Source organism: uncultured Xylophilus sp., from assembly GCA_913776965.1.
GTDB lineage: Bacteria > Pseudomonadota > Gammaproteobacteria > Burkholderiales > Burkholderiaceae_C > Xylophilus.
In genome coordinates, this window is sequence record CAJYQL010000102.1 from 17,243 (window position 1) to 39,704 (window position 22,462).

At 66.6% G+C, this 22,462-nt stretch carries 27 protein-coding genes, 1 tRNA gene and 1 pseudogene; 21 read left to right on the top strand and 8 right to left on the bottom strand.

The features are described from left to right. Positions 1 to 22 precede the first annotated feature (22 nt). The 3 genes from QZ500_RS14540 to rapZ are packed head-to-tail and all read left to right on the top strand — an operon-like array spanning position 23 to position 3,490. Positions 23 to 919 (top strand): NAD kinase, encoded by an 897-nt coding sequence (locus tag QZ500_RS14540; RefSeq protein ID WP_295856120.1) that lies wholly within the window; start codon positions 23 to 25, stop codon positions 917 to 919. 3 nt (positions 920 to 922) lie between these two features. Beyond that, complete coding sequence (gene recN, locus QZ500_RS14545; protein ID WP_295856121.1) at positions 923 to 2,596, top strand: DNA repair protein RecN; 1,674 nt, start codon at positions 923 to 925, stop codon at positions 2,594 to 2,596. A 15-nt stretch (positions 2,597 to 2,611) separates the two neighbouring features. Continuing rightward, complete coding sequence (rapZ, locus tag QZ500_RS14550; RefSeq protein WP_295856122.1) at positions 2,612 to 3,490, top strand: RNase adapter RapZ; 879 nt, start codon at positions 2,612 to 2,614, stop codon at positions 3,488 to 3,490. A gap of 29 nt (positions 3,491 to 3,519) precedes the next feature. On the opposite strand, the gene mutY is transcribed toward rapZ, so the two are convergent. The 3 genes from mutY to mutM form a co-directional block, all read right to left on the bottom strand. Further along, on the bottom strand, positions 3,520 to 4,575 hold the full coding sequence (gene mutY, locus QZ500_RS14555; RefSeq protein ID WP_295856123.1) for an A/G-specific adenine glycosylase: 1,056 nt from the start codon (positions 4,573 to 4,575) through the stop codon (positions 3,520 to 3,522). Then, positions 4,572 to 6,557: a dynamin family protein gene (locus tag QZ500_RS14560; protein ID WP_295856124.1), complete on the bottom strand. Its 1,986-nt coding sequence runs from the start codon at positions 6,555 to 6,557 to the stop codon at positions 4,572 to 4,574. Before QZ500_RS14560 ends, mutY begins: the two co-directional genes overlap by 4 nt. Before the next feature lie 79 nt (positions 6,558 to 6,636). Beyond that, a complete protein-coding gene (gene mutM, locus QZ500_RS14565) occupies positions 6,637 to 7,452 on the bottom strand; it encodes a bifunctional DNA-formamidopyrimidine glycosylase/DNA-(apurinic or apyrimidinic site) lyase (protein ID WP_295856125.1) in 816 nt (271 codons plus the stop codon). Positions 7,453 to 7,545: 93 nt separating this feature from the next. Between mutM and QZ500_RS14570 the strand changes: the two genes are divergently transcribed. The 6 genes from QZ500_RS14570 to QZ500_RS14595 all read left to right on the top strand — a co-directional run bounded on the left by QZ500_RS14570 (position 7,546) and on the right by QZ500_RS14595 (position 12,703). Next, entirely contained in the window at positions 7,546 to 9,420 is a 1,875-nt protein-coding gene (locus tag QZ500_RS14570; RefSeq protein ID WP_295856126.1) for a tetratricopeptide repeat protein, read from the top strand. Positions 9,421 to 9,443: 23 nt separating this feature from the next. After that, on the top strand, positions 9,444 to 9,941 hold the full coding sequence (locus QZ500_RS14575; protein WP_295856127.1) for an outer membrane lipoprotein LolB: 498 nt from the start codon (positions 9,444 to 9,446) through the stop codon (positions 9,939 to 9,941). 11 nt (positions 9,942 to 9,952) lie between these two features. Next, the gene (gene ispE, locus QZ500_RS14580) at positions 9,953 to 10,810 is read left to right on the top strand and encodes a 4-(cytidine 5'-diphospho)-2-C-methyl-D-erythritol kinase (RefSeq protein WP_295856128.1); all 858 of its coding nucleotides are present in this window, start codon (positions 9,953 to 9,955) and stop codon (positions 10,808 to 10,810) included. A gap of 32 nt (positions 10,811 to 10,842) precedes the next feature. Beyond that, positions 10,843 to 10,919 (top strand) — tRNA-Gln (locus QZ500_RS14585). Positions 10,920 to 10,975: 56 nt separating this feature from the next. Continuing rightward, positions 10,976 to 11,956 (top strand): ribose-phosphate pyrophosphokinase, encoded by a 981-nt coding sequence (locus QZ500_RS14590; protein WP_295856129.1) that lies wholly within the window; start codon positions 10,976 to 10,978, stop codon positions 11,954 to 11,956. Between the two features lie 105 nt (positions 11,957 to 12,061). Beyond that, positions 12,062 to 12,703 carry a 50S ribosomal protein L25/general stress protein Ctc gene (locus QZ500_RS14595; RefSeq protein WP_295856130.1) on the top strand — a complete coding sequence of 214 codons (642 nt, stop codon included), beginning with the start codon at positions 12,062 to 12,064 and terminating at the stop codon, positions 12,701 to 12,703. A gap of 100 nt (positions 12,704 to 12,803) precedes the next feature. Here QZ500_RS14595 and QZ500_RS14600 read toward each other — a convergent pair whose 3' ends face one another. The 5 genes from QZ500_RS14600 to QZ500_RS14620 all read right to left on the bottom strand — a co-directional run bounded on the left by QZ500_RS14600 (position 12,804) and on the right by QZ500_RS14620 (position 15,454). Further along, positions 12,804 to 13,817: an NAD(P)H-dependent glycerol-3-phosphate dehydrogenase gene (locus QZ500_RS14600; RefSeq protein WP_295856131.1), complete on the bottom strand. Its 1,014-nt coding sequence runs from the start codon at positions 13,815 to 13,817 to the stop codon at positions 12,804 to 12,806. 49 nt (positions 13,818 to 13,866) lie between these two features. Then, positions 13,867 to 14,325 carry a protein-export chaperone SecB gene (gene secB, locus QZ500_RS14605; RefSeq protein ID WP_295856132.1) on the bottom strand — a complete coding sequence of 153 codons (459 nt, stop codon included), beginning with the start codon at positions 14,323 to 14,325 and terminating at the stop codon, positions 13,867 to 13,869. A gap of 99 nt (positions 14,326 to 14,424) precedes the next feature. Next, positions 14,425 to 14,688 carry a glutaredoxin 3 gene (grxC, locus tag QZ500_RS14610; protein WP_295856133.1) on the bottom strand — a complete coding sequence of 88 codons (264 nt, stop codon included), beginning with the start codon at positions 14,686 to 14,688 and terminating at the stop codon, positions 14,425 to 14,427. A gap of 53 nt (positions 14,689 to 14,741) precedes the next feature. After that, complete coding sequence (locus QZ500_RS14615; protein ID WP_295856134.1) at positions 14,742 to 15,149, bottom strand: rhodanese-like domain-containing protein; 408 nt, start codon at positions 15,147 to 15,149, stop codon at positions 14,742 to 14,744. Positions 15,150 to 15,178: 29 nt separating this feature from the next. Then, a complete protein-coding gene (locus QZ500_RS14620; RefSeq protein WP_295856135.1) occupies positions 15,179 to 15,454 on the bottom strand; it encodes a hypothetical protein in 276 nt (91 codons plus the stop codon). A gap of 1,070 nt (positions 15,455 to 16,524) precedes the next feature. Between QZ500_RS14620 and QZ500_RS14625 the strand changes: the two genes are divergently transcribed. The 12 genes and pseudogenes from QZ500_RS14625 (at position 16,525) to QZ500_RS14680 (ending at position 22,440) form a co-directional block, all read left to right on the top strand. Further along, complete coding sequence (locus tag QZ500_RS14625; protein WP_295856136.1) at positions 16,525 to 17,223, top strand: replication initiation factor domain-containing protein; 699 nt, start codon at positions 16,525 to 16,527, stop codon at positions 17,221 to 17,223. A gap of 22 nt (positions 17,224 to 17,245) precedes the next feature. Continuing rightward, positions 17,246 to 17,386: pseudogene (locus QZ500_RS14630) on the top strand (replication initiation protein); the annotation flags it as partial. A 104-nt stretch (positions 17,387 to 17,490) separates the two neighbouring features. After that, positions 17,491 to 17,664, top strand: a complete 174-nt coding sequence (locus tag QZ500_RS14635; RefSeq protein ID WP_295856146.1) for a hypothetical protein — start codon at positions 17,491 to 17,493, stop codon at positions 17,662 to 17,664. Between the two features lie 29 nt (positions 17,665 to 17,693). Next, positions 17,694 to 18,002 carry a hypothetical protein gene (locus QZ500_RS14640; protein ID WP_295856137.1) on the top strand — a complete coding sequence of 103 codons (309 nt, stop codon included), beginning with the start codon at positions 17,694 to 17,696 and terminating at the stop codon, positions 18,000 to 18,002. A 51-nt stretch (positions 18,003 to 18,053) separates the two neighbouring features. Further along, entirely contained in the window at positions 18,054 to 18,254 is a 201-nt protein-coding gene (locus QZ500_RS14645; RefSeq protein WP_295856138.1) for a hypothetical protein, read from the top strand. 1 nt (position 18,255) lies between these two features. After that, the gene (locus QZ500_RS14650) at positions 18,256 to 18,483 is read left to right on the top strand and encodes a hypothetical protein (protein WP_295856139.1); all 228 of its coding nucleotides are present in this window, start codon (positions 18,256 to 18,258) and stop codon (positions 18,481 to 18,483) included. Positions 18,484 to 18,565: 82 nt separating this feature from the next. Further along, a complete protein-coding gene (locus QZ500_RS14655) occupies positions 18,566 to 18,796 on the top strand; it encodes a hypothetical protein (protein ID WP_295856140.1) in 231 nt (76 codons plus the stop codon). 78 nt (positions 18,797 to 18,874) lie between these two features. After that, a complete protein-coding gene (locus QZ500_RS14660) occupies positions 18,875 to 19,015 on the top strand; it encodes a hypothetical protein (RefSeq protein WP_295856141.1) in 141 nt (46 codons plus the stop codon). After that, complete coding sequence (locus tag QZ500_RS14665; RefSeq protein WP_295856142.1) at positions 19,005 to 20,504, top strand: hypothetical protein; 1,500 nt, start codon at positions 19,005 to 19,007, stop codon at positions 20,502 to 20,504. Before QZ500_RS14660 ends, QZ500_RS14665 begins: the two co-directional genes overlap by 11 nt. After that, positions 20,501 to 20,788, top strand: a complete 288-nt coding sequence (locus tag QZ500_RS14670) for a DUF2523 domain-containing protein (RefSeq protein WP_295856143.1) — start codon at positions 20,501 to 20,503, stop codon at positions 20,786 to 20,788. The genes QZ500_RS14665 and QZ500_RS14670 overlap by 4 nt, the downstream gene beginning before the upstream one ends. Next, positions 20,785 to 21,906 (top strand): zonular occludens toxin domain-containing protein, encoded by a 1,122-nt coding sequence (locus QZ500_RS14675; protein WP_295856144.1) that lies wholly within the window; start codon positions 20,785 to 20,787, stop codon positions 21,904 to 21,906. The genes QZ500_RS14670 and QZ500_RS14675 overlap by 4 nt, the downstream gene beginning before the upstream one ends. A gap of 135 nt (positions 21,907 to 22,041) precedes the next feature. Beyond that, positions 22,042 to 22,440, top strand: a complete 399-nt coding sequence (locus tag QZ500_RS14680) for a recombinase family protein (RefSeq protein ID WP_295856145.1) — start codon at positions 22,042 to 22,044, stop codon at positions 22,438 to 22,440. The last annotated feature ends 22 nt before the right edge of the window (positions 22,441 to 22,462 follow it).

Sequence of the window (22,462 nt, forward strand, 5' to 3'; positions counted from 1 at the left end):
ATTTTAGTGATCTAATTTTCGGATGAACTCGCGTTTTCGCCATGTCGCCCTGGTCGGCAAGTACCATGTGCCGGCCGCTGGCGGCGCGGGCCACGACAGTGCGCGGGAAAGTCTGCAGGCCGTCGCGCATTTCCTGGAACGCCAGGGCTGCCAGGTATCGCTGGAATCGGCGACGGCGATCGGCAGCGGCCTGGATTACCCCGCGCTCGATCCTGCCGGCATCGGCGCCCACTGCGACCTCGCATTGGTGGTGGGCGGCGACGGCACGATGCTCGGCATCGGCCGGCAGCTCGCCTGCCACGATATTCCCCTGATCGGCATCAACCAGGGCCGGCTCGGCTTCGTCACCGACATCCCGCTGGAGAACTTCGAGGCGACGCTCGCGCCGATGCTGCGTGGCGCCTATACCGAGGACCGGCGCACGCTGATGGAAGCGCAGGTGATGCGCGACGGCGAATGCGTGTTCAAGGCGCTCGCGATGAACGACGTGGTCGTCAACCGTGGCGCCACTTCCGGCATGGTCGAGCTGCGGGTGGAAATCGACGGACACTTCGTAGCCAATCAGCGCGCCGACGGTCTGATCGTGGCCTCGCCGACCGGCTCGACCGCCTATGCCCTGTCGGCCGGCGGCCCGATGCTGCATCCGGCCGTGGCGGGCTGGGTGCTGGTGCCGATCGCCCCGCATACCCTGTCGAATCGGCCGCTGGTGCTCGCCGATGCTGCGGAGGTCACGATCGAATTGGTAGCAGGCCGCGATGCCAGCGCGAATTTCGATATGCAGTCGCTCGCCTCCCTCCTGCACGGCGACCGGGTCGTCGTGCGGCGCTCGCGCCACCAGGTGCGCTTCCTGCACCCGGAGGGCTGGAACTACTTCTCGACCCTGCGCCGCAAGCTGCACTGGAACGAGGGAGGATCCTGAGCGGTGGCATTGAAGCATCTCGCGCTGCGCGATTTCGTCATCGTGCGTGCTTTGGAACTGGATGTAGGGCCGGGCTTCACCGTGCTGACCGGCGAGACCGGCGCCGGCAAGTCGATTCTCGTCGATGCATTGCAGCTGGCGCTCGGCAGCCGCGCCGATGCGGCGGTGGTGCGCGAAGGCGCCACCCGCGCGGAAATCAGCGCGGAGTTCGACACGCCGCCCGACCTGTCGGCGTGGCTCGACGACGCCGGCTTCGAAGCCGGCGCCACGTTGCTGCTGCGGCGCACGGTGGATGCCCAGGGCAAGAGCCGCGCCTGGATCAACGGCAGCGCCGCCACCGCCACGCAGCTGCGCGAGATCGGCGACCGGCTGCTGGACATCCACGGCCAGCACGCCTGGCAGAGCCTCACCCGGCCCGACGCGGTGCGCGGCCTGCTCGATGCCTATGCCGGTCTCGACACCCAACCGCTCACGCGCCTCTGGCATGCGTGGCGCGCCGCCCAGCGCCAGCTGGCCGACGCGCGCCAGGCCCAGGATTCGCTGCAGCGGGAACGCGAGCGGCTGGCCTGGCAGATCGCCGAAGTCGACAAACTGCAGCCGGCGGCCGATGAGTGGGAAGAGCTCAACGCCCGCCACACCCGGCTGTCGCATGCCCAGGCGCTGATCGACGGTGCGCAGGGCGCACTCGATGCGCTCGAGGCCGACGAACAGGGTGCCACCGCCGGGCTGGCGCGGGCGCAATCGCTGCTCGACGAACAGTCGCATCTGGAGCCCGAATTCCGGGCGCTGGCGGAGGTGGTCGCGTCGAGCCTCGCCCAGGCCGAGGATGCGGCCCATTCGCTGCATGCATACCTGCGGCGCACCGACCCGGACCCGCAGGGGCTGGCCGCGCTCGACGACCGGATGGCGCTGTGGATGTCGCTTGCCCGCCGCTTCCGCCGCGGGCCGGAAGAGCTGCCGATGCTGCTGGCCGGCTGGCGTGAAGAGTTGGCCCGGCTGGATGCGGCATCCGACGTCGCCGCGTTGGAGGCCACGGAACAGGCGGCATCCCGCCGTTTCCTGGACGAAGCGAAGATCCTGTCGCGCGCCCGCGCCAAGGCGGCGCCGCGGCTGTCGCGGGCGATCACCGAGGCGATGCAGGGCCTGGGCATGCAGGGCGGCCGTTTCGAAGTGGCGCTGCAGACATCCGAGAACGCGAGCGCCAGCGGGCTGGAGGACGTGGCCTTCCTGGTGGCAGGCCATGCCGGCAGCACCCCGCGGCCGGTCGGCAAGGTGGCTTCCGGCGGCGAGCTTTCGCGTATCGCACTCGCCATCGCCGTGACGACCAGCCAGCTCGGGACGGCCCAGACATTGATCTTCGACGAGGTCGATTCGGGCGTCGGCGGCGCCGTGGCGGAAACGGTCGGCCGGCTGATGCAGCAGCTCGGCCGCGACCGGCAGGTGCTGGCCGTCACCCATCTCGCGCAGGTCGCCGCCTGCGCCGACCACCACCTGGTCGTCTCAAAGCAGCGCGAGGGCGGCCGCACCGGCAGCAGTGTCGACGCCGTGCAGGACGAAGCCCGCGTCGCCGAGATCGCCCGCATGCTCGGCGGTCAGCAGCGATCGGGCGCCGGCACGGCCCACGCCCGCGAAATGCTGCAAGTTGCGGCCCGGGCGCCGGCCGGCGCCCTGCTCTGACTTCCATCACCACCGATGCAGCCTGCCGTCCCTGCCCTCGAACTGATCCTGATCACCGGCATGTCGGGTTCCGGCAAATCGGTCGCGCTGCATGCACTGGAAGATGCCGGCTATTACTGCGTCGACAACCTTCCGCCGGATCTGCTGCTGCCGTTCGTCGCGCTCGAACAGCGGCAGGGCGCCGTCCAGGTGGCGATCGCGATGGATGCGCGCAGTGCGGCCTCGCTGCCCCTGGTGCCGCAGCAGCTGGCGGTGCTCCGGGCACAGGGCGTGAACGTCCGCTTGCTGTTTCTCGATGCCAGCACCGACACGCTGGTGCGGCGGTATTCGGAAACCCGGCGCCGCCATCCGCTATCGCGCCACGATGCGGCCGACCAGCAGCATGCACTGGTCCAGGCGATGGAACTGGAACGTGAACTGCTCTCGGATCTGCGCGAACACGCCCACGTGATCGATTCCAGCCTGATGTTGGGTGCACAGTTGCAGCGCTACGTCAAGGCGGTGATCTCGGCGCCGCCATCGCAGCTGCTGCTGGTATTCGAATCGTTCGCCTTCAAGCGCGGCATCCCGGTCGATGCGGACTATGTGTTCGACGTGCGCATGCTGCCCAATCCGCACTATGAGCCCGGCCTGCGCGCCCTGACCGGTCGGGACGCGCCGGTCGCCGACTTCCTGCGGGCCCACGACGAGGTCCACCGCATGTTCGACGACATCGCCGGCTTCCTCTCCCGCTGGCTCGACCTGCTGGCACGTGACCACCGGAGCTACGTGACGGTCGGCATCGGCTGCACCGGTGGCCAGCACCGCTCGGTGTATCTGGTCGAACGGCTCGCCGAGCATTTCGGCAGTCAGTGGTCCACCCTCAAGCGCCATCGCGAACTCGACGCCCGTTGAAACGACGCGGCGCGTTGCGTCGCAAGGTATCAGTTTGGCAACGCCGCCAACAGCTTGCGCACCGGTGCGGGCAGTCCCAGCGCCGCCCATTCGGCCGGTTCGCACCAGCGTCCGTCGCCCGCCGGCGCCCGCCCTTCGGGTGCATCGACGATCACCGGATGCAGGTGCAGGTCCTTGTGGGTCAGGACATGCAGGAAGACCGGTAGCTCCTGCAGCGCCGCGTCCAGCGGAGCCGCCGCTTCGACAACTGCCTCGTGGTGCACATGGACCGGCGGGCAGTGCAGTCCGGCCCAGATGCCGCGCGCCGGGCGGCGTTCCATCCAGACCCGCCCAGCACCATCGCGCGCGATCAGCAGCCACCAGGATTCACTGGAGCGTCGCACCGTGCGGGTCCGGACCGGGTAAGCCTCCGGACGCCCTTCGCGCTGCGCCACGCACACGGACTGCAGCGGGCACAGAAGACAGAGCGGCCGTCGTGGCACGCAGACCGTCGCGCCCAAGTCCATCAGTCCTTGGGTATAGCGCGGCATGGTCTGCAGCAGCGTTGCAGGATCGCCGTGCGGCAAAAGCGCTGTCGCGGCCTCCCAGAGGGCCCGCTCGTTTGCCGGCCGCGCAAGGTCCGCATCGAATCCCAATGCCCGGGTCAGCACCCGCTTGACGTTGGCGTCGAGGATCGCCGCCCGCTCGCCGAAGCAGAACGACGCGATGGCCGCTGCGGTGGAGCGGCCGATGCCCGGCAGTGTCTCCAGCTGGGCCGCAGTCTTCGGAAATGCACCGCCGAAGGACTCCACGACGACCTGCGCGCAACGGTGCAGATTGCGCGCGCGGCTGTAATAACCCAGCCCGCTCCACAGACCCATCACCACGTCCGCCGGCGCTTCGGCCAGCGCCCGGACGTCGGGCAGACGCGCCAGGAAGCGCGGGTAGTAATCCAGTACCGTGGCCACCTGCGTCTGCTGCAGCATGATTTCGGACAGCCACACCCGGTACGGATCGCGGGTGTTCTGCCATGGCAGGGTGTGGCGGCCGTGGGTGGCGTGCCAGTCCACGACCCTTTCGGCGAAATCGGCAGGCAACGGGATCACGCCGGCACGGCGGGCGCGGCGGTCGGCGCTGCCGCTGTTGGTACGACAGGAATGTCGGCTGTGTCTTGGAAGGCGTCGGTCCGCTCGCGCAGCTCGACCTCGAGCGCATCGAGTCCGGTGATCTGCGCCTCCAGCTCCTCCATGCGGTCGCCGAGGCCGGATGCCGCGCCGCGGATCCGGTCGATCGCGTCGATGCGCCGCACGAAAGCGTGCCGCCGCTCGCGCAGCTGCAGGTCCACCGGCGCCACCGACGACCGGACCCAGCTTTCGGCCTCTTGCTGCGCTTCGGCCAGGATGGCCTGCACCCGAGAGGCCAGTGCCCGGGCGAGCCGTCCCGCAAACGACGGCTGCGATAAGCGAATCGCGTTGGCCACACCCACGTACTGCGCATGGGACCGGGCGATCTGCGTCACCTGCTCCGCGCGCGTCGCGATATTCGGCGGCGGAGGCAACTGAAGCGAAAAGCCGAATTCGGTGTTGAGCTGCCGGAAGCAGGCTTCCAGCATCGCGTGGATCTCGTCGAGCGCCCGGCTGGCGCGGACGATCCGTTCGGCCGAGCGCCCGAACGCCTGGTCGTAGGCGCGCCGGGCGCCGAGCTTGAAGCCCGGCTGCGTCAGCAGATCCTGCAGTTCCGCGAATTCCGCCAGCGGTACATCGTGGCCGAGGCACTGGCGCAGATCCCGCTGCAGCCGATGGCGCACCGCATGCAGCGCCTGCACCCGTTTCTCGCTCGCATCGAACTCCTGCTGCTCCATCTCGACCCGCGCACGCATGCCGGCGATCACGCCGCTGTTCTTGCCGCGCAGGCTGCGCAATTCCAGCATCTGTTCGTCGATGTCGCGGCGGCGCATGGCGATGCGCCGCGCCGCGTCGTGGCGGACACGACCGAGGGCCGACGCGACCGTGCCGTGCAGGATCGTGCGCCGGCGCTCGACGATGCTTTCGGCGAGCACCGATTCGAGGAGCGGCAGGCCGCTCGCCTGGAGCAGTGCGGCATCCTGGTTGATCCGCGCGACCAATCCGCGCTGCGCCGACAGCGGAATCACCCGCGCCGCCACCAGCCCGAGCATGCCGGCGCAGACTGCCCGCTGCCGCTCCGTCTGGGCCTGGACTTCCTGCGCGCTGCTGATGCCGTCCCAGAGCGCGTCGATCTTGTTGAGCACCACGATCCGACTGTCGGCCCGCGGATCCTCGCCCTCGCGCGGCGCCAGGTACTCCCGCCAAAGCCCCATGTCGGACCGGGTGACGCCGGCGTCGGCCGCCAGCAGGAACACCGTGGCATGCGCCTCGGCCAGCAGCTGCACCGTGAGTTCGGGCTCGGCGCCGATCGCGTTCAGCCCCGGCGTGTCAAGCACCACCAGGCCCTGGCGCAACAGCGGATGGTCGATGTTCACCAGCGCATGGCGCCACATCGGCACCTCGACCAGCCCGTCAGGGCCGATCAGCGGATTGTCCTCGGGCGTTTCGTCGTCCCAGAAGCCGAGGGAGCGCGCCGTCTCGGGCGTCACCCGGCGCACCTGCGCCACCGTCTCCAGCGACTTCGCCATCTGCACCGGATCGTGCAGATCCAGCGGCAGGCGTGTCCAGGCGTCGTGCACCATCCGCCAGGCGCCGAGCGGCCGCGCCTCCAGCCGGGTCTCGATCGGCAGCAGCTGCAGACAGGGCGGAATGCCCGGATCGAACGCCAGTTCGGTCGGGCACATCGTGGTGCGGCCCGCGCTGGCCGGCACGATGCGGCGCCCGTGCTGCGCAAAAAAGATCGCGTTGATCAGTTCGGACTTGCCGCGCGAGAATTCCGCGACGAAAGCCACCATCACCCGGTCGCGCAGCAGCCCTTCCGCGACCTGCTCCAGCCGGGACGCCAGCGGGGCATCGGCCAGATCCTGGGCGACCAGCCATGCGGCGAGGGAGCGCAGTTGCGCGGCGGTATCGACGCGCCACGCACCGTGGCGGTCGAGCTGGTCGGTGAAGGAGGTGCTCAATGCAGGATTCGACGGCGGTAGGGTCGAAACATCCTACCCGCCTTCCCCGCCGCTGTCGGTCAGCCGGCGTCGCCGGGCGTCAGGACTTCTGGCAGACGGTGCAGAAAAACGTCGAACGCTGGCCCTGGCGCAATTGCCGGATCGGCGTGCCGCAGATCCGGCAGGGCTGCCCCTCCCGTCCGTAGACCATGGCCTCCAGCTGGAAATAGCCGGTCTGCCCTTCGGCGCTGGTGAAGTCGCGCAGCGTACTGCCGCCGGTGGCGACGGCGCGGGCCAGCACCTCGCGGATCGCGCACCACAGCCGCTCCGCCCGCGGCCGGGTGATACGCGATGCCGGCATGGTCGGCCGGATGCCCGAGGCGAAGAGCACTTCCGATGCGTAGATGTTGCCGACGCCGACCACGACGTCGCCCGACAGCAGCACCTGCTTGATCGGCGAATCGCGGCGCTTGAGGCCGGCCAGGAAGGCGTCGAGATCGAAGGCGTCGCCCAGCGGCTCCATGCCGAGCTTGCCCAGCAGCTTCTGGGCGACGGCGGAGCTCTCGTCCTCCACGAACACGACCGCGCCGAAGCGACGCGGATCGTGCAGCCGCAGGATGCCGCGGTCCGTTTCCATCTCGAAATGGTCGTGCACGCCGGCGGGCGGCAGCGATTCGGCGAATGCGAGGCTGCCGGACATGCCCAGGTGCAGCAGCAGCAGGCCGGCATCCAGCTCCATCAGCAGATATTTGCCGCGCCGGCGCACTTGCACCACCAGCCGACCGGTAAGCTCCAAGGGGTCGCACCCGAGCGCCCAGCGCAGCGGCTTGCCCATACGGACCGTCAGGATGCGGGCGCCAGCGATACGGTCGGCAAAGCTGAGCCGGGTGACTTCGACTTCGGGGAGTTCGGGCATGCAGAAGGCCGGCGGAAAAACGCGGCGCGGTAGGGTGGAAACAGGGTGCAGCAGGACGGCTGTGCCGCCCAGGCCTTGAATTATTATGGGTCGATGCAGCCCCACTCCCTTGCCGCCGCGGCCCTGCTGGCCGGCCTTGCCGCCACCCTGCCGGCCCATTCGCAGACCGTGCCGGCATCCGGAACATCGGTCAAAGCGCCGGCCGTGCGGAAGTCCGCGCAGGCGTCGCCGGCCGACCCGACCGGCCTCAACACCCAGCCGTCGCCTGCCGTTGCAGAAAAGGTGGAGCCGCGGGCCGACGATCCGTCGGTCCAGGAACGTCGCAACGCGGAACTGCTGTACGAAGTGCTGCTCGGCGAGATGACGGCCGGCAGCGGCGATCCGGGCTCGGCCTACTCGCTGATGCTCGATGCGGCACGCAAGACCGGCGACGAACGGCTCTACCGGCGTGCGGCGGAGATCGCGCTGCAGGCCCGCGCCGGCGATGCGGCACTTGCGGCTGCCACGGCTTGGAAGCAGGCGAAACCGACCTCGCGCGAAGCCAATCGCTACGTGCTGCAGATCCTGCTGGCACTCAACCGGGTCGAGGCCACGGCCGATCCGCTCGCCCGCGAGATCGCGCTGAGCCCGGCCGCCACCCGCGCGGCGCTGTACATGGCGCTGCCACCTCTGTATGGCCGCGTCACCGACAAGAAGGCCGCGCAAGCCGTGGTCGAGGCGGCGCTCGCACCCGACCTGCGCGACGGCGCACCGACCGACACCGCCGTCGCGGCCTGGGTCACTGCCGGCCGCATGCGTTTAGCCGCGGGCGACACCGCCGGCACGCTCGACGCTGCCCGCCGCGCGCAGGCCATCGATCCGACGGCGGAAGGCCCGGCCATCCTGGCGCTCGAACTGATGGACCCGAAGCAGCCGCTCGCCGAGCCGATCGTGCAGCGCTATCTGGCCAGCGGCAAGCCGCTTCCCGAGCTGCGCCTGGGATACGCCCGTGCGCTGATGGATGCCCAGCGCAATGCCGAGGCGACCCGCGAGTTGCAGACCCTGACCGTCGAGCAGCCCCGCTTCGCCGAAGGTTGGCTGCTCCGCGGCGCCCAGGAGGCACAGGACGAGCAGTACGCCGCCGCCGAACAGTCGATCAAGACCTACCTCGACCTCGCGCAGGGCACCGTCGCGCCGAACCGCCCGGCCGAAGCGGAAGCCCGCGGGCTCGACCAGGCCTACCTCGTGATGGCGCAGATCGCTGAGAAGCGCGGCGACACCGCGGCCGCCAACGGCTGGCTGGACCGGGTGCAGGGCACGCAGGCGCTGGTCAGCGCCCAGGCGCGGCGGGCATCCCTGCTCGCACGGCAGGGCCGCCTCGCCGAAGGACAGCAGCTGATCCGCCAGCTGCCGCAGCGCACCCCGGCGGACGCCCGCATGAAGCTGATGGCCGAAGTCCAGCTGCTGCGCGACCACGGTCGCCAGGCCGAAGCCTACGATCTGCTGCAACAGGCGCAGAAGCAGGCGCCGACCGACAACGACCTCCTGTACGACCTGGCGATGAGCGCCGAGAAGCTCGGCCGCTTCGACGACATGGAGCGCATGCTGCGCGAACTGGTGGCCCGCCAGCCGGACTACCACCATGCCTACAACGCGCTCGGCTACTCGCTGGCCGAACGCAACCAGCGCCTGCCGGAAGCGCGCGACCTGATCAAGAAAGCACTGGAATTCGCGCCGAACGATCCCTTCATTAACGACAGCCTCGGCTGGGTCGAATTCCGCCTGGGCAACCGCGCCGAGGCGATCCGGGTGCTGGAGGCCGCCTTCAAGCAACGGCCCGATGCGGAAATCGCCGCCCACCTGGGCGAGGTGCTGTGGGCCGACGGCCAGCGCGACCGCGCACGGGCGATCTGGAAGGAAGGTCTGTTGCTCAACCGCACCAACGACACCCTGCAGCAGACCTTGCAGCGGCTGAAGGTCCGGCTGTGACAGTCCGGTCCCGCAGGCACTGGATGGGCGCAGGCGCATCGATTGCTACTTTTTTGATAGCTGGATGCGCAGGCGGGACGGGCGCCAACGGCCTGAAACCATCGCAGGAAGCTTCTGTACGCCCTGGCGACGCCTGGTCGGGCCGGCTGGCACTGCAGGTCGACGGCGCGGAGGCGCAGTCGTTTTCCGCATCCTTCGAACTGAAAGGTCGGCCCGACGCCGGCGAGCTGATCCTGCTCAATCCGCTCGGCGGCACGATTGCGCTGCTCCAGTGGTCGCCCGGCACCGCCACGCTGCGCACCGGCCAGGACCAGCGGCGCTTCGGTTCGCTGGAGGCACTCGCAGCCGAGGCCACAGGCACGCCGATCCCGGTCGCCGCGCTGTTCGACTGGCTCGCCGGCACACCCAGCCCGGTGCCGGGCTGGGAACCCGATCTGCGCCAGCAAGCGCAGGGTCGCATCGTCGCCCGCCGCACCGCACCCCTGCCGGCCGCCGTGCTGCGGGTGATCCTCGACCGCTGAACGTCGCGCCGATGCAACGCCTGTACGACGTCCCGGCGCCCGCCAAGCTCAACCTGTTCCTGCACATCACCGGCCGGCGTCCGGACGGCTACCACCTGCTGCAGTCGGTCTTCATGCTAATCGACTGGTGCGATACCCTGCATTTCGAACGGCGCACCGACGGCGCCCTGACGCGCGAGGACCTGACCGAGCCGCTGCCCGCCGACGACCTGGTGTTGCGCGCGGCGCGTGCACTGCAGACCCACACCGGCTGCGCATGGGGCGCCCACATCGGTATTGCCAAGCGCATCCCCGCCCAGGCCGGCATGGGCGGCGGCTCGTCGGACGCGGCCAGCTGCCTGCTGGCGCTCAACCGCCTCTGGAAACTGCACCTACCCCTGTCGACGCTCGCATCCATCGGCCTCGCCCTGGGTGCCGATGTCCCCTTCTTCCTGCGCGGACGCAACGCGTGGGTCGAGGGCATCGGCGAGTCGATCACGCCGCTGGAAGGCGCGGCGGCGCTTCCGCCCCAGCGGTTCGCCGTCGTGCGCCCGGCGGCCGGCATCGACACCCGCGCAATTTTTTCGTCGGACCGTTTGAAACGCGACAATCCTGCTGCTAGAATCGTAGGCTTCGCTGCAGACCACTTCGGATTTGGCCGAAACGACCTGCAGCCTGTTGCCGAAGCGCTCTGCCCCGACGTCACACAGGCCCTCCAGTGGCTTGCCGACCAAGGCCTCAGCGGCAGGATGACAGGCTCAGGCAGTAGTGTGTTTGCACCGGTGTCGCAGGACATCGAACTGCCCCAGGCGCCCGCCGCCTGGCAGGTTCGGCAGTGCGATAATCTGATGCTCAGCCCTTTGGCCGGGTGGGCACCAGAAGAGAGTTGAAGGTTTGCAGCGCTGTCGCTGCAAACCGGTGTAGGGGAGTCGCCAAGTTGGTTAAGGCACCGGATTTTGATTCCGGCATGCGAAGGTTCGAATCCTTCTTCCCCTGCCAAATTTTCATGCGCCGCCTGGCGTAAGACAAAGTTCCACGGTCGCCGGGATCGCTCCATGCAGGTCAACCCACCCCACCCCGATTTCCTCGTGTTCACCGGCAATGCCAATCCTGGCATGGCTGCGGAAATCGCCTCCCACCTCGGCATCACGCTCGGCAGCGCCCATGTGGGCCGCTTCTCCGACGGCGAGATCACGGTCGAGATCAACCAGAACGTCCGCGCCCGCGACGTCTTCGTCGTCCAGTCGACCTGCGCGCCGACCAACGACAACCTGATGGAGCTGCTGGTGATGGTGGACGCGCTCAAGCGTTCTTCGGCCGAGCGCATCAGCGCGGTGATCCCCTATTTCGGCTACGCCCGCCAGGACCGCCGCCCGCGCTCCTCGCGCGTGCCGATCTCGGCCAAGGTGGTGGCCAACCTGCTGCAGACGGTGGGCGTCTCGCGGGTCCTGACGATGGACCTGCACGCCGACCAGATCCAGGGCTTCTTTGACATCCCGGTCGACAACATCTACGCCTCGCCGGTCCTGCTCGGCGACCTGCGCCAGAAGAACTACGAAGACCTGATCGTCGTCTCCCCGGACGTCGGCGGCGTGGTGCGGGCACGGGCGCTCGCCAAGCAGCTCGGCACCGACCTCGCGATCATCGACAAGCGGCGCCCGAAAGCGAACGTCTCCGAAGTCATGCACGTGATCGGCGAGATCGAAGGCCGCAACTGCGTGATCATGGACGACATGATCGACACCGCCGGCACGCTGGTGAAGGCGGCCGAGGTGCTGAAGGAACGCGGAGCGAAGAAGGTGTACGCCTATTGCACGCATCCGGTCTTCTCCGGCCCGGCCTATGAACGCATCATCAACGGCACGGCACTCGACGAAGTCGTCGTGACCAACACCATCCCGCTGGCGGAAAACGCTCGGGGATGCACCAAGATTCGCCAGCTTTCCGTGGCGCCGCTGATCGCCGAGACGATCCAGCGCATCGCCAAGGGTGAGTCGGTGATGAGCCTGTTCTCGGACCAGGAAAACCTTTTCTAAGGCGACCTTCCGGGTACACGCTCCAGGCGCCGGCCGAATCCGCGGCCGGCGCCTTTTTGCCAATCGGAGACCGCTGGTCGCGGTGGTCTTCTCCAGGAGTCTGATATGAATTTCGTCGCTTTCGAGCGCGCCAAGCAGGGCACGGGTGCGAGCCGCCGTCTCCGCAATTCCGGCCGTACCCCCGGCATCGTCTACGGCGGCAGCGCCGAGCCGGTCGCCATCGAGCTCGACCACAACGCCCTGTGGCACGCCCTGAAGAAGGAAGCGTTCCACTCGTCCGTCCTCGACATGGAACTCGGCGGCCAGACCAGCAAGGTCCTGCTGCGCGACGTGCAGTACCACCCCTACAAGCAGCAAGTCCAGCACATCGACTTCCAGCGCGTCGATGCCCGCACCCGGATGAACCTGAAGGTGCCGCTGCATTACAAGGGCGAGGAAGAGTCCGATGCTGTCAAGCTCGACCAGAACCTGATCGCGCACGTCATGACCGAACTGGAAGTGAACTGCCTGCCGTCCGATCTGCCGGAATTCATCGAAGTCGATCTGTCGGGCCTGAAGAAGAACGGCACCGTCACGGTCAAGGACATCAAGCTGCCGCGCGGCGTGCGTTTCGTGAGCCACGGCAAGCCGAACCCGGTGCTGGTGTCTGCTACGACCCCGGTCGCCGAGCCGGACGAAGCCGAACTGGCAGCCGCTGCTGCTGCCGCCGCTGCCGAACCCGCCAAGGGCAAGGGCAAGAAGAAGTAAGCCAGCATCTCTGCTGCACTTCATGGAAAAAGGCCCTCGCGGGCCTTTTTCTTTGGGCGCCAGCAACGCCCTTGCACAGACGCGCCGCCTCCGCACTTCTTCACACGGTCACGAGGGTCTCCGCCGTCGGCTCGCGCTCCATCAGCGCCGCCACCGCATCGGCCGGACGCAGGCGTCCGTCGAGCAGGGCAACGACGCCTTCGGCGATCGGCATCTCCACGCCCACTACCCGCGCACGTTGCACCACAGTACGTGCACAGGACACACCCTCCGCCACATGGCCGAGCGACGCGACCGCATCGGCCAGACTGCGCCCTTCGGCCAGCAGCAGACCGACCTTGCGGTTGCGGCTTAGATCCCCGGTCGCGGTCAGCACCAGATCGCCGAGCCCGGACAATCCCATAAAAGTGTCGGCACGCGCACCGAGCGCCAGCCCGAGCCGGGTCATCTCCGCTAGGCCCCGCGTGATGAGGGCCGCCCGCGCATTCAAGCCGAGCTGCAAACCGTCGCACAGCCCGGTCGCGATCGCCAGGACGTTCTTCACCGCCCCGCCGACCTCCACGCCGACGATGTCGTCGTTCGCATAGACCCGCAACCCTGAACCGTGCAATGCTGCGACCAGCAGGGATCGCAGCTCGGCATCCGGGCTTGCCGCCACCAGCGCGGTCGGCTGGCCGTGTGCGACCTCCTGCGCGAAGCTGGGTCCGCTGAGCACACCGGCCCGCAAGCCCGGCGCAACCGTGGCACACACTTCGTGCGGCATGCGCCCGACAGCTTCGCCCTCCCCGGCCGGTGCGAAGCCTTTGCACAGCCAGGCCACTGGTGCACGACAACCGTCGAGTCGCTGCAGCATGTCGTGCAGCCCCGCGACCGGCGTGGCGACGATCACGAGATGGGCGGCATCCGCTGCAATCCGAGCGGCCCCGTCGGCGATGGCGAGCGCCGACGGCAACGCAAAGCCAGGCAGATAGCGACGGTTCTCCCTCGCACGGCGAAGCTCGTCCGCCTGCGCGGCATCGCGCACCCAGAGCGTCACCGCATGGATCCCGAGACGCGCCGCCGCCAAAGCGACTGCGGTGCCCCATGCACCACCGCCCAACACTACAATTTTCATAGCACCCGACGCATGCTGCGCCTGCGCAGCAGCCCGAAAGTCCTGCAAATTACTGCGGCAGGGCGGCGCCGGGCGCGCCAGCGGCTTGCGCCTGCTGCTGTTCGTACATCGCCTGGAAGTTGATCTCCGCCAGGTGCACCGGCGGGAAACCGCCACGCTGGATCACGTCGGCGACGTTGCCGCGCAGGTACGGGTACACGATCTGCGGGCAGGCGATGCCGAGCAGCTGGCCGACCTGTTCTTCCGGCAGGTTCCGGATCTCGAAGATGCCGGCCTGCTTCGCCTCGACCAGGAACACCGTCTTGTCCTGAATCTTGGTCTGCACCGTGGCGGTCACCGACACTTCGAAGATGCCGTCGGCCACCGGCGTGGCGTCCACGCCGAGCTGGATGTCGACGCTCGGCTGGTCCTGTTCCAGCAGGATCGCCGGGGAATTCGGCTGCTCCAGCGAAAGGTCCTTCAGATAGACACGCTGGATCTGGAACACGGGGTCTTGGACATCGGACATGGTGCGGAATATCGGGTTCGTTCAACAAAACAAAGCCTGCCCGGAACAGTGTCGCGGGCAGGCACCGGAAGGAATTATCTCAGGCGAAACCGCCGGGGGTCACGCCGCGCCTTCGAGCAGCGGCACCAGTCCGCCGCGGCCGTCCAGCGCCATCAGGTCATCGCAGCCGCCGACATGGGTGTCGCCGACGAATATCTGCGGCACGGTGCGTCGGCCCGTACGCTCCATCATGGCGGAGCGGGCGGCCGGGTCGGTATCGATCCGGATCTCCTGGATCGACTCGACGCCTTTGGATTTCAGGATCTGCTTGGCGCGGATGCAGTAGGGGCAGACCGCGGTGGTGTACATCGTGACGACTTGCATGCAAGAAAGGCTCGAAAGAAGGGAATCGGATGGAGCCCGGCCGCCGCAGCGTGTCAGGCCCGTTCGATCGGCAGATTAGCCTCTTTCCATGCCTTGAGTCCGCCCGCCAGGACTTGGGCCTTCTCGTAGCCGAGTTTTTTAGCAATCGGCAGCGCACGTCCGGCCCGCCCGCCGGTGGGGCACACCAGGATCACCGGGACCGACTTGTTCTTCACGACGGCCGGCAGGCGCGTCTCCAGTTCGCCGAGCGGGACGTTGCGTGCGCCGCCGGCGTGCGACGCCGCGAACTCCTCGGTCTCGCTCACATCGACCAGCACCGCTTTTTCGCGGTTGATCAGCTGCACCGCGCCCGCGGGCGTCAGGGAGCCCCCGGCAGCACCCCGTACCAGCGGCCAGAGCAGCATGCCGCCGGATGCGATGGCGATGAAGAAGAGCGACCAGTTGTCGATGATGAATTTCACGGGATTCCTTACAGGCTGAACCCGCGATTCTAGATTCGCAGGTTTTCCAGCTTGGCCATCCACCAAGAGCGTTCTTCTTCCGGCGTCTTCTTGTAAGTCACGTTTGCTGCAGCCATCGTCGCCATTGGGTCCACCCCGGCACCCTCTGAGATCTGCGCGATAGCGAATTGAGGCATCAGATTGAGGCCCTGCATGTAGTTCGAGAACGCGGCGGGCGATAGGTGCAGCCGTGCGGCTACTTCCTTGTCGCGCTTGACGCCCGTCCTTGCCTTATAGAGGTTAACTATTGAATCGAGTTCGTACATAGCAATTGCTCCTTGGTGAAAATCATGTAATTATTTAAAAATACAGACTTCCTAGATTTAAACGCTCAAGTGCGTTGATACTCAAGGGATTCATTATGCAACTCGATCTGTTGGCAGTCGATACCGGGAACGAAAAGCGTAAGGGTCGTCCCCTGTCCATGCTGACGGCGCTGCACGCAAGCGCGCCTATCGGGCCGATAAAGCCCGGATCGACTACACCGATGACGCCTCCGTCATCGCCTCCGTCAAGGAAATCGCTGCCGCTCTCGATCAGAGCGAAGCCGAAGTGATGCGCAGCTTCGTCCGGTTCGCTCTGACCAATCGGAATTGGAAGCAAGTCGGTTTGACGCATCGCAAGGCGCACTGACATGCGGTACACGAGATATGACGGCAGGGTGTTGACCTGTCGGTGTCGTGCTGGTGGCGTTGGTGGTCCTCACACGTCAACCTGCGAATTCCCCTTCGCCGATGACCTGCGCGGCCAGTCCGGTGCCGGCATGGTCCGGATGTTCTTTGGCGTGCAGCCAGAGCCCGCAGGTACGCGGCAACAAGCGAAGCGCAGTGCCGTCCCCAAGCTGCCCGCCGATCCCGCCTGCGGCAGCAAGCCCGCACGTCCCGCCTGCCCGACGCGGGGCGCCTGCTCCACCGAAGCGCGAGGCACCCCGCGGGCCTGTAAAGCCGGCTGTTTTGAGGTGCAGGCATGACGCCCGCCGAACGTCGCGAACTGCGCTTAGCCGCTCACCGGCAGTTGCGCGCCCCCGTCCCTGCATGCGTCGTCAATGGATCGCCGGAAGTCGCGAAGTCACACCGCGCCGATGCGGTCATCGTTGCTGACTTCGCTGTTCACGGTAACGGCGCGGGGCGTGCTCGTCTGGCCCTCTCCCGCATGCGTGGTCTTTCACGCGTGACGCCCGCCGGGCAAGCCGGCGCAGCACGTGCGGGCGGCGCGCCGCTCGCGTTGACCCCCCCGAATAACACGGGGGTAACACGGGGGTAAACAAAACAAGCGCGCCGGTAAGTCGGTCCCTGATTCCCGGCTTGATCGCCGCCCCCTCGCTAGAGTTGTTCGCGTGACCGAAGTCCAAGATAAGTTGGTCCTCGAAGGATCGCGTGTCAAGGTGCTAACGCAGGCACGCCAGATCGACGCGGCTCGGGAGCATGGCGTCGTGGTGGACTACCTCCGCTTCACGTTGCGCGCCGATCAGTTGCACACCGGCAACTTCATCCCCGCCGACACGGGCGATCAGGACCTAGCACGGCTCATGGCATCGAAGTTCGCCATGTTGCTCGGCTTCAAGCTCGGCATGGATCGCCCCGGCCGCGACTACTACGAGTTCACGACCACCATCGATAACGAGCTAGGCTACGAAGTCGCCAGCGTGTCGGCTGGTGGCGAAGGCCAGCGCGGAACGGTCTGCTTCACCCTTAAGGGTGAAGGCTGCACCAATGCCGCGAAAGGTTGGGAACAGCGCGTTCACGCCTTCTTCGGCCCTGTCATGCCGAAGCTGACCCGCATCGATCTGGCCCGTGACTTCTATGAGGGCGAGGTGTCGATGGATGAAGTTGTGGGCGCCTATGCCGCCCACGCTTTCAGCTATCGCAACCGCTTCCCGAGCTACACGCAGTACGGCTGCTGGATGGCTTTTGCGCTCGATGCGGAAGCCCCTGCGCAGCCTGTCCAGTGCGGCCCCGTCACGTTGCTGCATGGTCACTCGAGCACGTTCCAGGTTGGCCGGCGTGAGTCCGGAAAAGGTCTTCCGAGCCTATGAAAAGGGCCATCAATACAAGCTTATGGACAGCAAATGGCTGCGCTGTGAGGTCGAGCTTCGCTCCGTCAATCGCGTCATTCCGTGGGACGCCGTTATCGCTCCCGGTGGCTACTACGCCGGTGCTCATGAGTTCTGCATGTCCGTCGTGAACTGCGATGTTCCGGTGCGCATCCCGACTGCCACGAAAACCGCTGAATGCGGCGTGCAGGCGACTGTCAACTGGATCAAACGTGTCGTTCTCCGACGCTGGTCGTGGTCTCGTCGGCCATGCCGGACTTCGACTGGTTGGATAACCTCGTGCTCGATCAGGCACATCGCCGCATGCCTCGTTCGCTGCGTGGCTTTAACCATCACACCATCAAACACGGCTTGGAAAAGGCATTCGCCGCCATCAAGCCCGAAAACCTGAATGCCTGCGCCCCGGCCGCAGTCGTCGTCTGAAACCTGCCGGCTTTGAAAGCACCACTGAAATGAAGTTCACCACCACCCTGCACGTCGTCGGCATGAAGTCCTCGAAAGGCTCGCTGGAAAACGGCACCGCCTACGACAGCACCAAGGTCTACGCCCTTGTCGATCTCGATGCCTCAAAGGGCACTGCGAAGGGCATGGCCGTCGCGGAATACAACTTCGGCACCAGTGCCGAATTCCCGAAGTATTCGGAACTGCCGTTCCCCTTCGAGGCGCAGGCGGAAATGGAAGTGACTACGAACGGCAAGACCACGAAGACCGTTTTGCACTCGCTCAAGCCCACGGCCCGTAAGACCGTGGTGCCGGCCTAAGGCCACCAGTACCCCAAGCGACCGATAACGCATTTCGTTCCCGAAACACCTATGCGCATCGTTCATCGCTACTACGTCCAGAGCACCGAGGATCACTCGTTCCTCCGCGCCGATGGTGAAGGCGGTGTGGACTACGCCCCTCTCATCGTCAATGCTACGCCCTTTACCACGCCTGAGGCTGCGGCAGACGCCGTGCACGATCACTGCGGCGGTGAGGGTGTGGTGTTCCCCTGCTATCAGCTGGAGACCTGACATGTTGCCTCTCGCCTTTCTCGCGGGCTTCCTCGGCGCTCTCGTCATGCCGCTTCTGTCGTCGCTCGTCGTCGCCTGCGCTGCAGCATACGCCCGCAGTCGCTGGGGCATCCGCGCCGAGCTGCGCACGCTGGATAGCCTCGCCCGCAGCCCCGTCCTCTACCGCTGGCCCGAGCATCGCCAGCGGGCCTTGTTCCGCAGGATCACCATCTTGCGCAGCTGTGTGTGATTGCAGCGGTGAGGGTGCCAACGCAGCGATGCGCCATGCCCTCACCGACGCAATTCCGCGTCGAACCTCACTGGAGTTTTCTATGTTCGCAGCAACCCGCAAGATCGCCCGCAAGTTCGGCCCGCAAGTGGCCGCAGTCTCGACCGGCGCCCTGACCCTCGTCGGCACGGCCCGCGCCGCGCTGCCCGAAGCCGTCGCAACCGAAGTCAGCACCTACAAGACCGACGCCCTGGCAGCGCTAGCCCTCGTCATCGGCGCCGGTGTCGCGATCTGGGGCCTGAACAAGCTGGCATCCAAGCTGGGCCGGAAGTAAGCGCAGGCAGGCAGGAGGGCCGACCTGGCGAACAACACCGGCACCGCCACCACCTCGGACGGACTGGTTGTCCGCGTCATGGTCGAGCCCGCACCGCCTGACGAGGAGCGGATATCGGACCTCGGGCTGGTCTTCACGCTCTTCCTCGTTGCTGCTGTCGCGGTCTTCTGCGCACGGCGGCTGCTCGACCTGTTTCGGGTCTCACCCCATGACGACTGACCCCCATGCCCTCTACCGTAGAAATGATGTTCGGCGGCGGCTTGTTGCTGCTGCTCTGGATCGCCTTCGGCTGATCGTTGCCACGCTCGCAGCGCTCGGCTGCATCGCCCTCGCGGTCCCTGCATCGGCCGCACCCATGACCCGCTCGGTCATGTCCAACGGCTTCACCGTCGCTATCTCCGGCCGCTCGGCCACCTTCGGCTACGCCAACCCTACCGCCGCAGTCATCAGCGGCGCCCGTCCAGTCGGCGCCGGCTGGTCCAGCACCATCGGCGCTACCAAGGTCGCGGGCGGTGGTCTCGAACTGGCGACCCTCGCACCGACCCGCCTGGGCAATGCCGCTATCGATGTGGTCGCGAAGACCAAGCTATCGCCCGCAGCCATCGCAAAAGCCATCGCCAAGCCCACGGCCGGCATGGCCCTCGCCCTCGCTGCCTCCCTTGCCCTCAAGCCCCTGTTGGACGAGGCCTGCATCCGCCTGCGCGGCGGCAGCATGCAGCTGGCCGCTGGTGCCGAGTGGGAAGAGTGCGTCAAGGAGGCGAGCATGCAATACCGCATCGTCAACTACGACTCGCCTTGGCGCGATTCGCAGCCCGCCGCCTGTACCGCGTTCGTGGCCTACTGGAATGCGAACGTCACCCGCTACACCGGTATGACGATCTCCTTTGTCGATGTGGCCGGCGGCACCTGCAACGTGAAACAGGTCTATCAGGGCAGCGGCAACGTCGCCAATGAGCGCGCGCCTTATGGATTCGAGACCTCGGGCAGCGGTACCCCGAAGCCCACCGATCGCTATACGGATGTGTCAGCCGATTCCGTGCAGAGCACGCCACAGACCAAGATTCCCGAGTCCAACAGCCTGCCCGGCATAGCCCGGGAGATCCTCGAATCCGGCGGCGAGATCGACGGCGATGACATGACCGTCAGCGGCCCCAGCGAGGTCGCCAACCCGAAGATCGAAGAGGAAAAAAGCGTCAAAGAAACACCGGACCCGCAGCCGGACAACCCGAACGCCAAGCGCCGCGAAGAGACCACCACCAAGACCAAGACCAGCGAGAAGCTCACCTACGACAAAGACACCGTCAGCGCCAGCGAGAAGAAGGAAGAAGAACGCTGCATCAAGGTCATCACCGGCTCCGGCAAGGAATCTACCGCCTGCGATGGCGCGGTCACCGAATCGACCAAGCCCAAGGGCGAGGACAGCGACCTGTGCAAGCTGCATCCGGAAATCCTCGCCTGCAAGGAAATCGACGTGCCCGAGGCCGAGATTCCGAAAAAGACCCGGGAGCTGACCTACACCGAAGAGAGCATCTTCGGCAGCGGCACCTGCCCGGCGGATCGCTTCTCGATGGTCGGCGGGCAGTCCATGAAGGTCGTGGACTGGGCGCAGAGCTGCGACTATGTGGCGCGCTACTTCCGGCCGCTGTTCCTCGCGATGGGTGCGCTCGTCGCATTCATCATCCTGATCCCCGCGAAGACAGAGCTATGAAACTCGGTACGTGGCTGCTGGCGCTCGTCCAGCCGATGCTTGCAAAAATCCTGCTTTCGCTGGGCTTCGCCGTCGTGTCGATCACCGGCATGGAAGCCGTGCTGAATCAGGTGAAGCAGGTGCTGATTGCCAACGTCAACAACATGTCGGGCGACATGCTCGCCATCTTCCTATTCGCGGGCGGCGGCAAGGTCTTCGGGATGATCCTCGGCTCCGTGGCCACGAAAGTGATGCTCTGGCAGATCACGCAGAGCACCAAGATTCTCGGGGTCAATCCGCAGTGATCACGATCATCACCGGCGTCCCCGGGGCGGGGAAGACGCTCTACACCATCGATAAGCTCATCCGGCCGCTGCTCGGCCAGACGATCACCTACAAAGACGCCAACGGCGAAGACGTGACGGCGCCGCGCACGATCTACACCAATATCAACGGCGCTCTGTTCGATCACGAACTGATCGACGGCGGCGACAACCAGGGGTTGCGCGACTGGCACAAGTGGGCCAAGCCCGGCAGCGTCATCGTCTTCGACGAGTTCCAGAAGATCTGGTCCCCGCGCGCGAACGGCTCGAAGATCCCGGAAGAGGTCCAGACGCTCGGCACGCACCGGCATATGGGTGTGGACTTCATCCTCGTCACTCAGAACGTCATGAACACCGACCGGCATATCCACGCGCTCGGCGGTCGGCATCTGCACGTGCGCCGGGTCGGTAACCTCAAGCTGGCTGTGGTCTACGAATGGGACCACGTTAGTCGGTCCCTCCAGTTCTCCAAGGCGATCACCAAGTCGCCGTGGCGGTACGACAAACGTGTCTTCGATCTGTACCGCTCGGCCGAGGCCCACACGAAGCAGCCGCGCAAGGTGCCGACTCTGGTGTGGTTCGTCCTGGCCGGACTGGTGGCAATGGCGTACCTCGGGCCGACCGTCTACCACCGGTTCCAGGAGCGCACGAATCCGACCGCGAAGGCCCCGACCGAAGCGGATAAGGCATTAGCCGCAGCCAAGGCCGCAGACGCCGAGAAAAAGCGGCAGGAGGCCGCGCCGGCCGCTGTCCCGGTGGCATCACCTGCACCGGCCGCGCCGGCACCGGCTGAGGCCCCTGCTGTGGCTTCGGCTGCGCCCGCTCCTGTGTTCGCAGGTTGCGCCGCTGCGAAGGGCGTCTGCTCCTGCTTCGACACGGCCGGCACGGTTGTCGAGCGTGAGCCTTCCTTCTGCACCTCGCACACCGGCCCCGGCCGCGTCCAGCTCGGATGGGTCGGTCCCACACCGCCCGCATGGCGCGAGCCCGTCAAGGTGGACCGCCCGGCAGAACTGGCGATGCTCGCCAGCGTCCGACCACCCCCGCAGCCGGGCGTCCAGTACACCAGCCTGCAAGAGGTCAACGCGCGGTGGTCGCAGTGAACCGGGCACGATTTATCGTACCGGTTTGCTGCTCGATTTTGGTGCGGGAATAGAAGCCCGATAGGGCCCTAACTCGGTCGGCTGCGGTGCTGGTATGGCCGCAACGATGGCGCTTTTCGGTCCCGGGAGGATTGGATGCAAGTGGGCTATGCGAGGGTCAGCACCAGCGATCAGGACACTCGGCTTCAACTGGATGCGCTGGAGCGCGCCGGGGTAGATGTGGTGCACGCGGAGTCGTGCAGCGGCGTCGGGTTGCGGCCGGTCCTGCATGAAGTCCTCGCCGGCATCGGTCGCGGTGATGTGCTGGTGGTCTGGAAGATCGACAAGATCGCGCGAGGGTTGCCGGACCTGCTGCGCATCCTCGACCGGCTCAAGGCGGTCAATGCCGGCCTGCGGAGCCTTACTGAGCCGATGGACACGTCGACCCCACTAGGGAGGGTCTGCAAAACCCGCTGCGGCCGCACGACCGATCTGCCAAGCCGACGAGATGAGTCCATAACGGATAAGTTTCAGCGTCCCAGGGCCATCAAATAGCGCCATTGGACTGGCCGCAGGC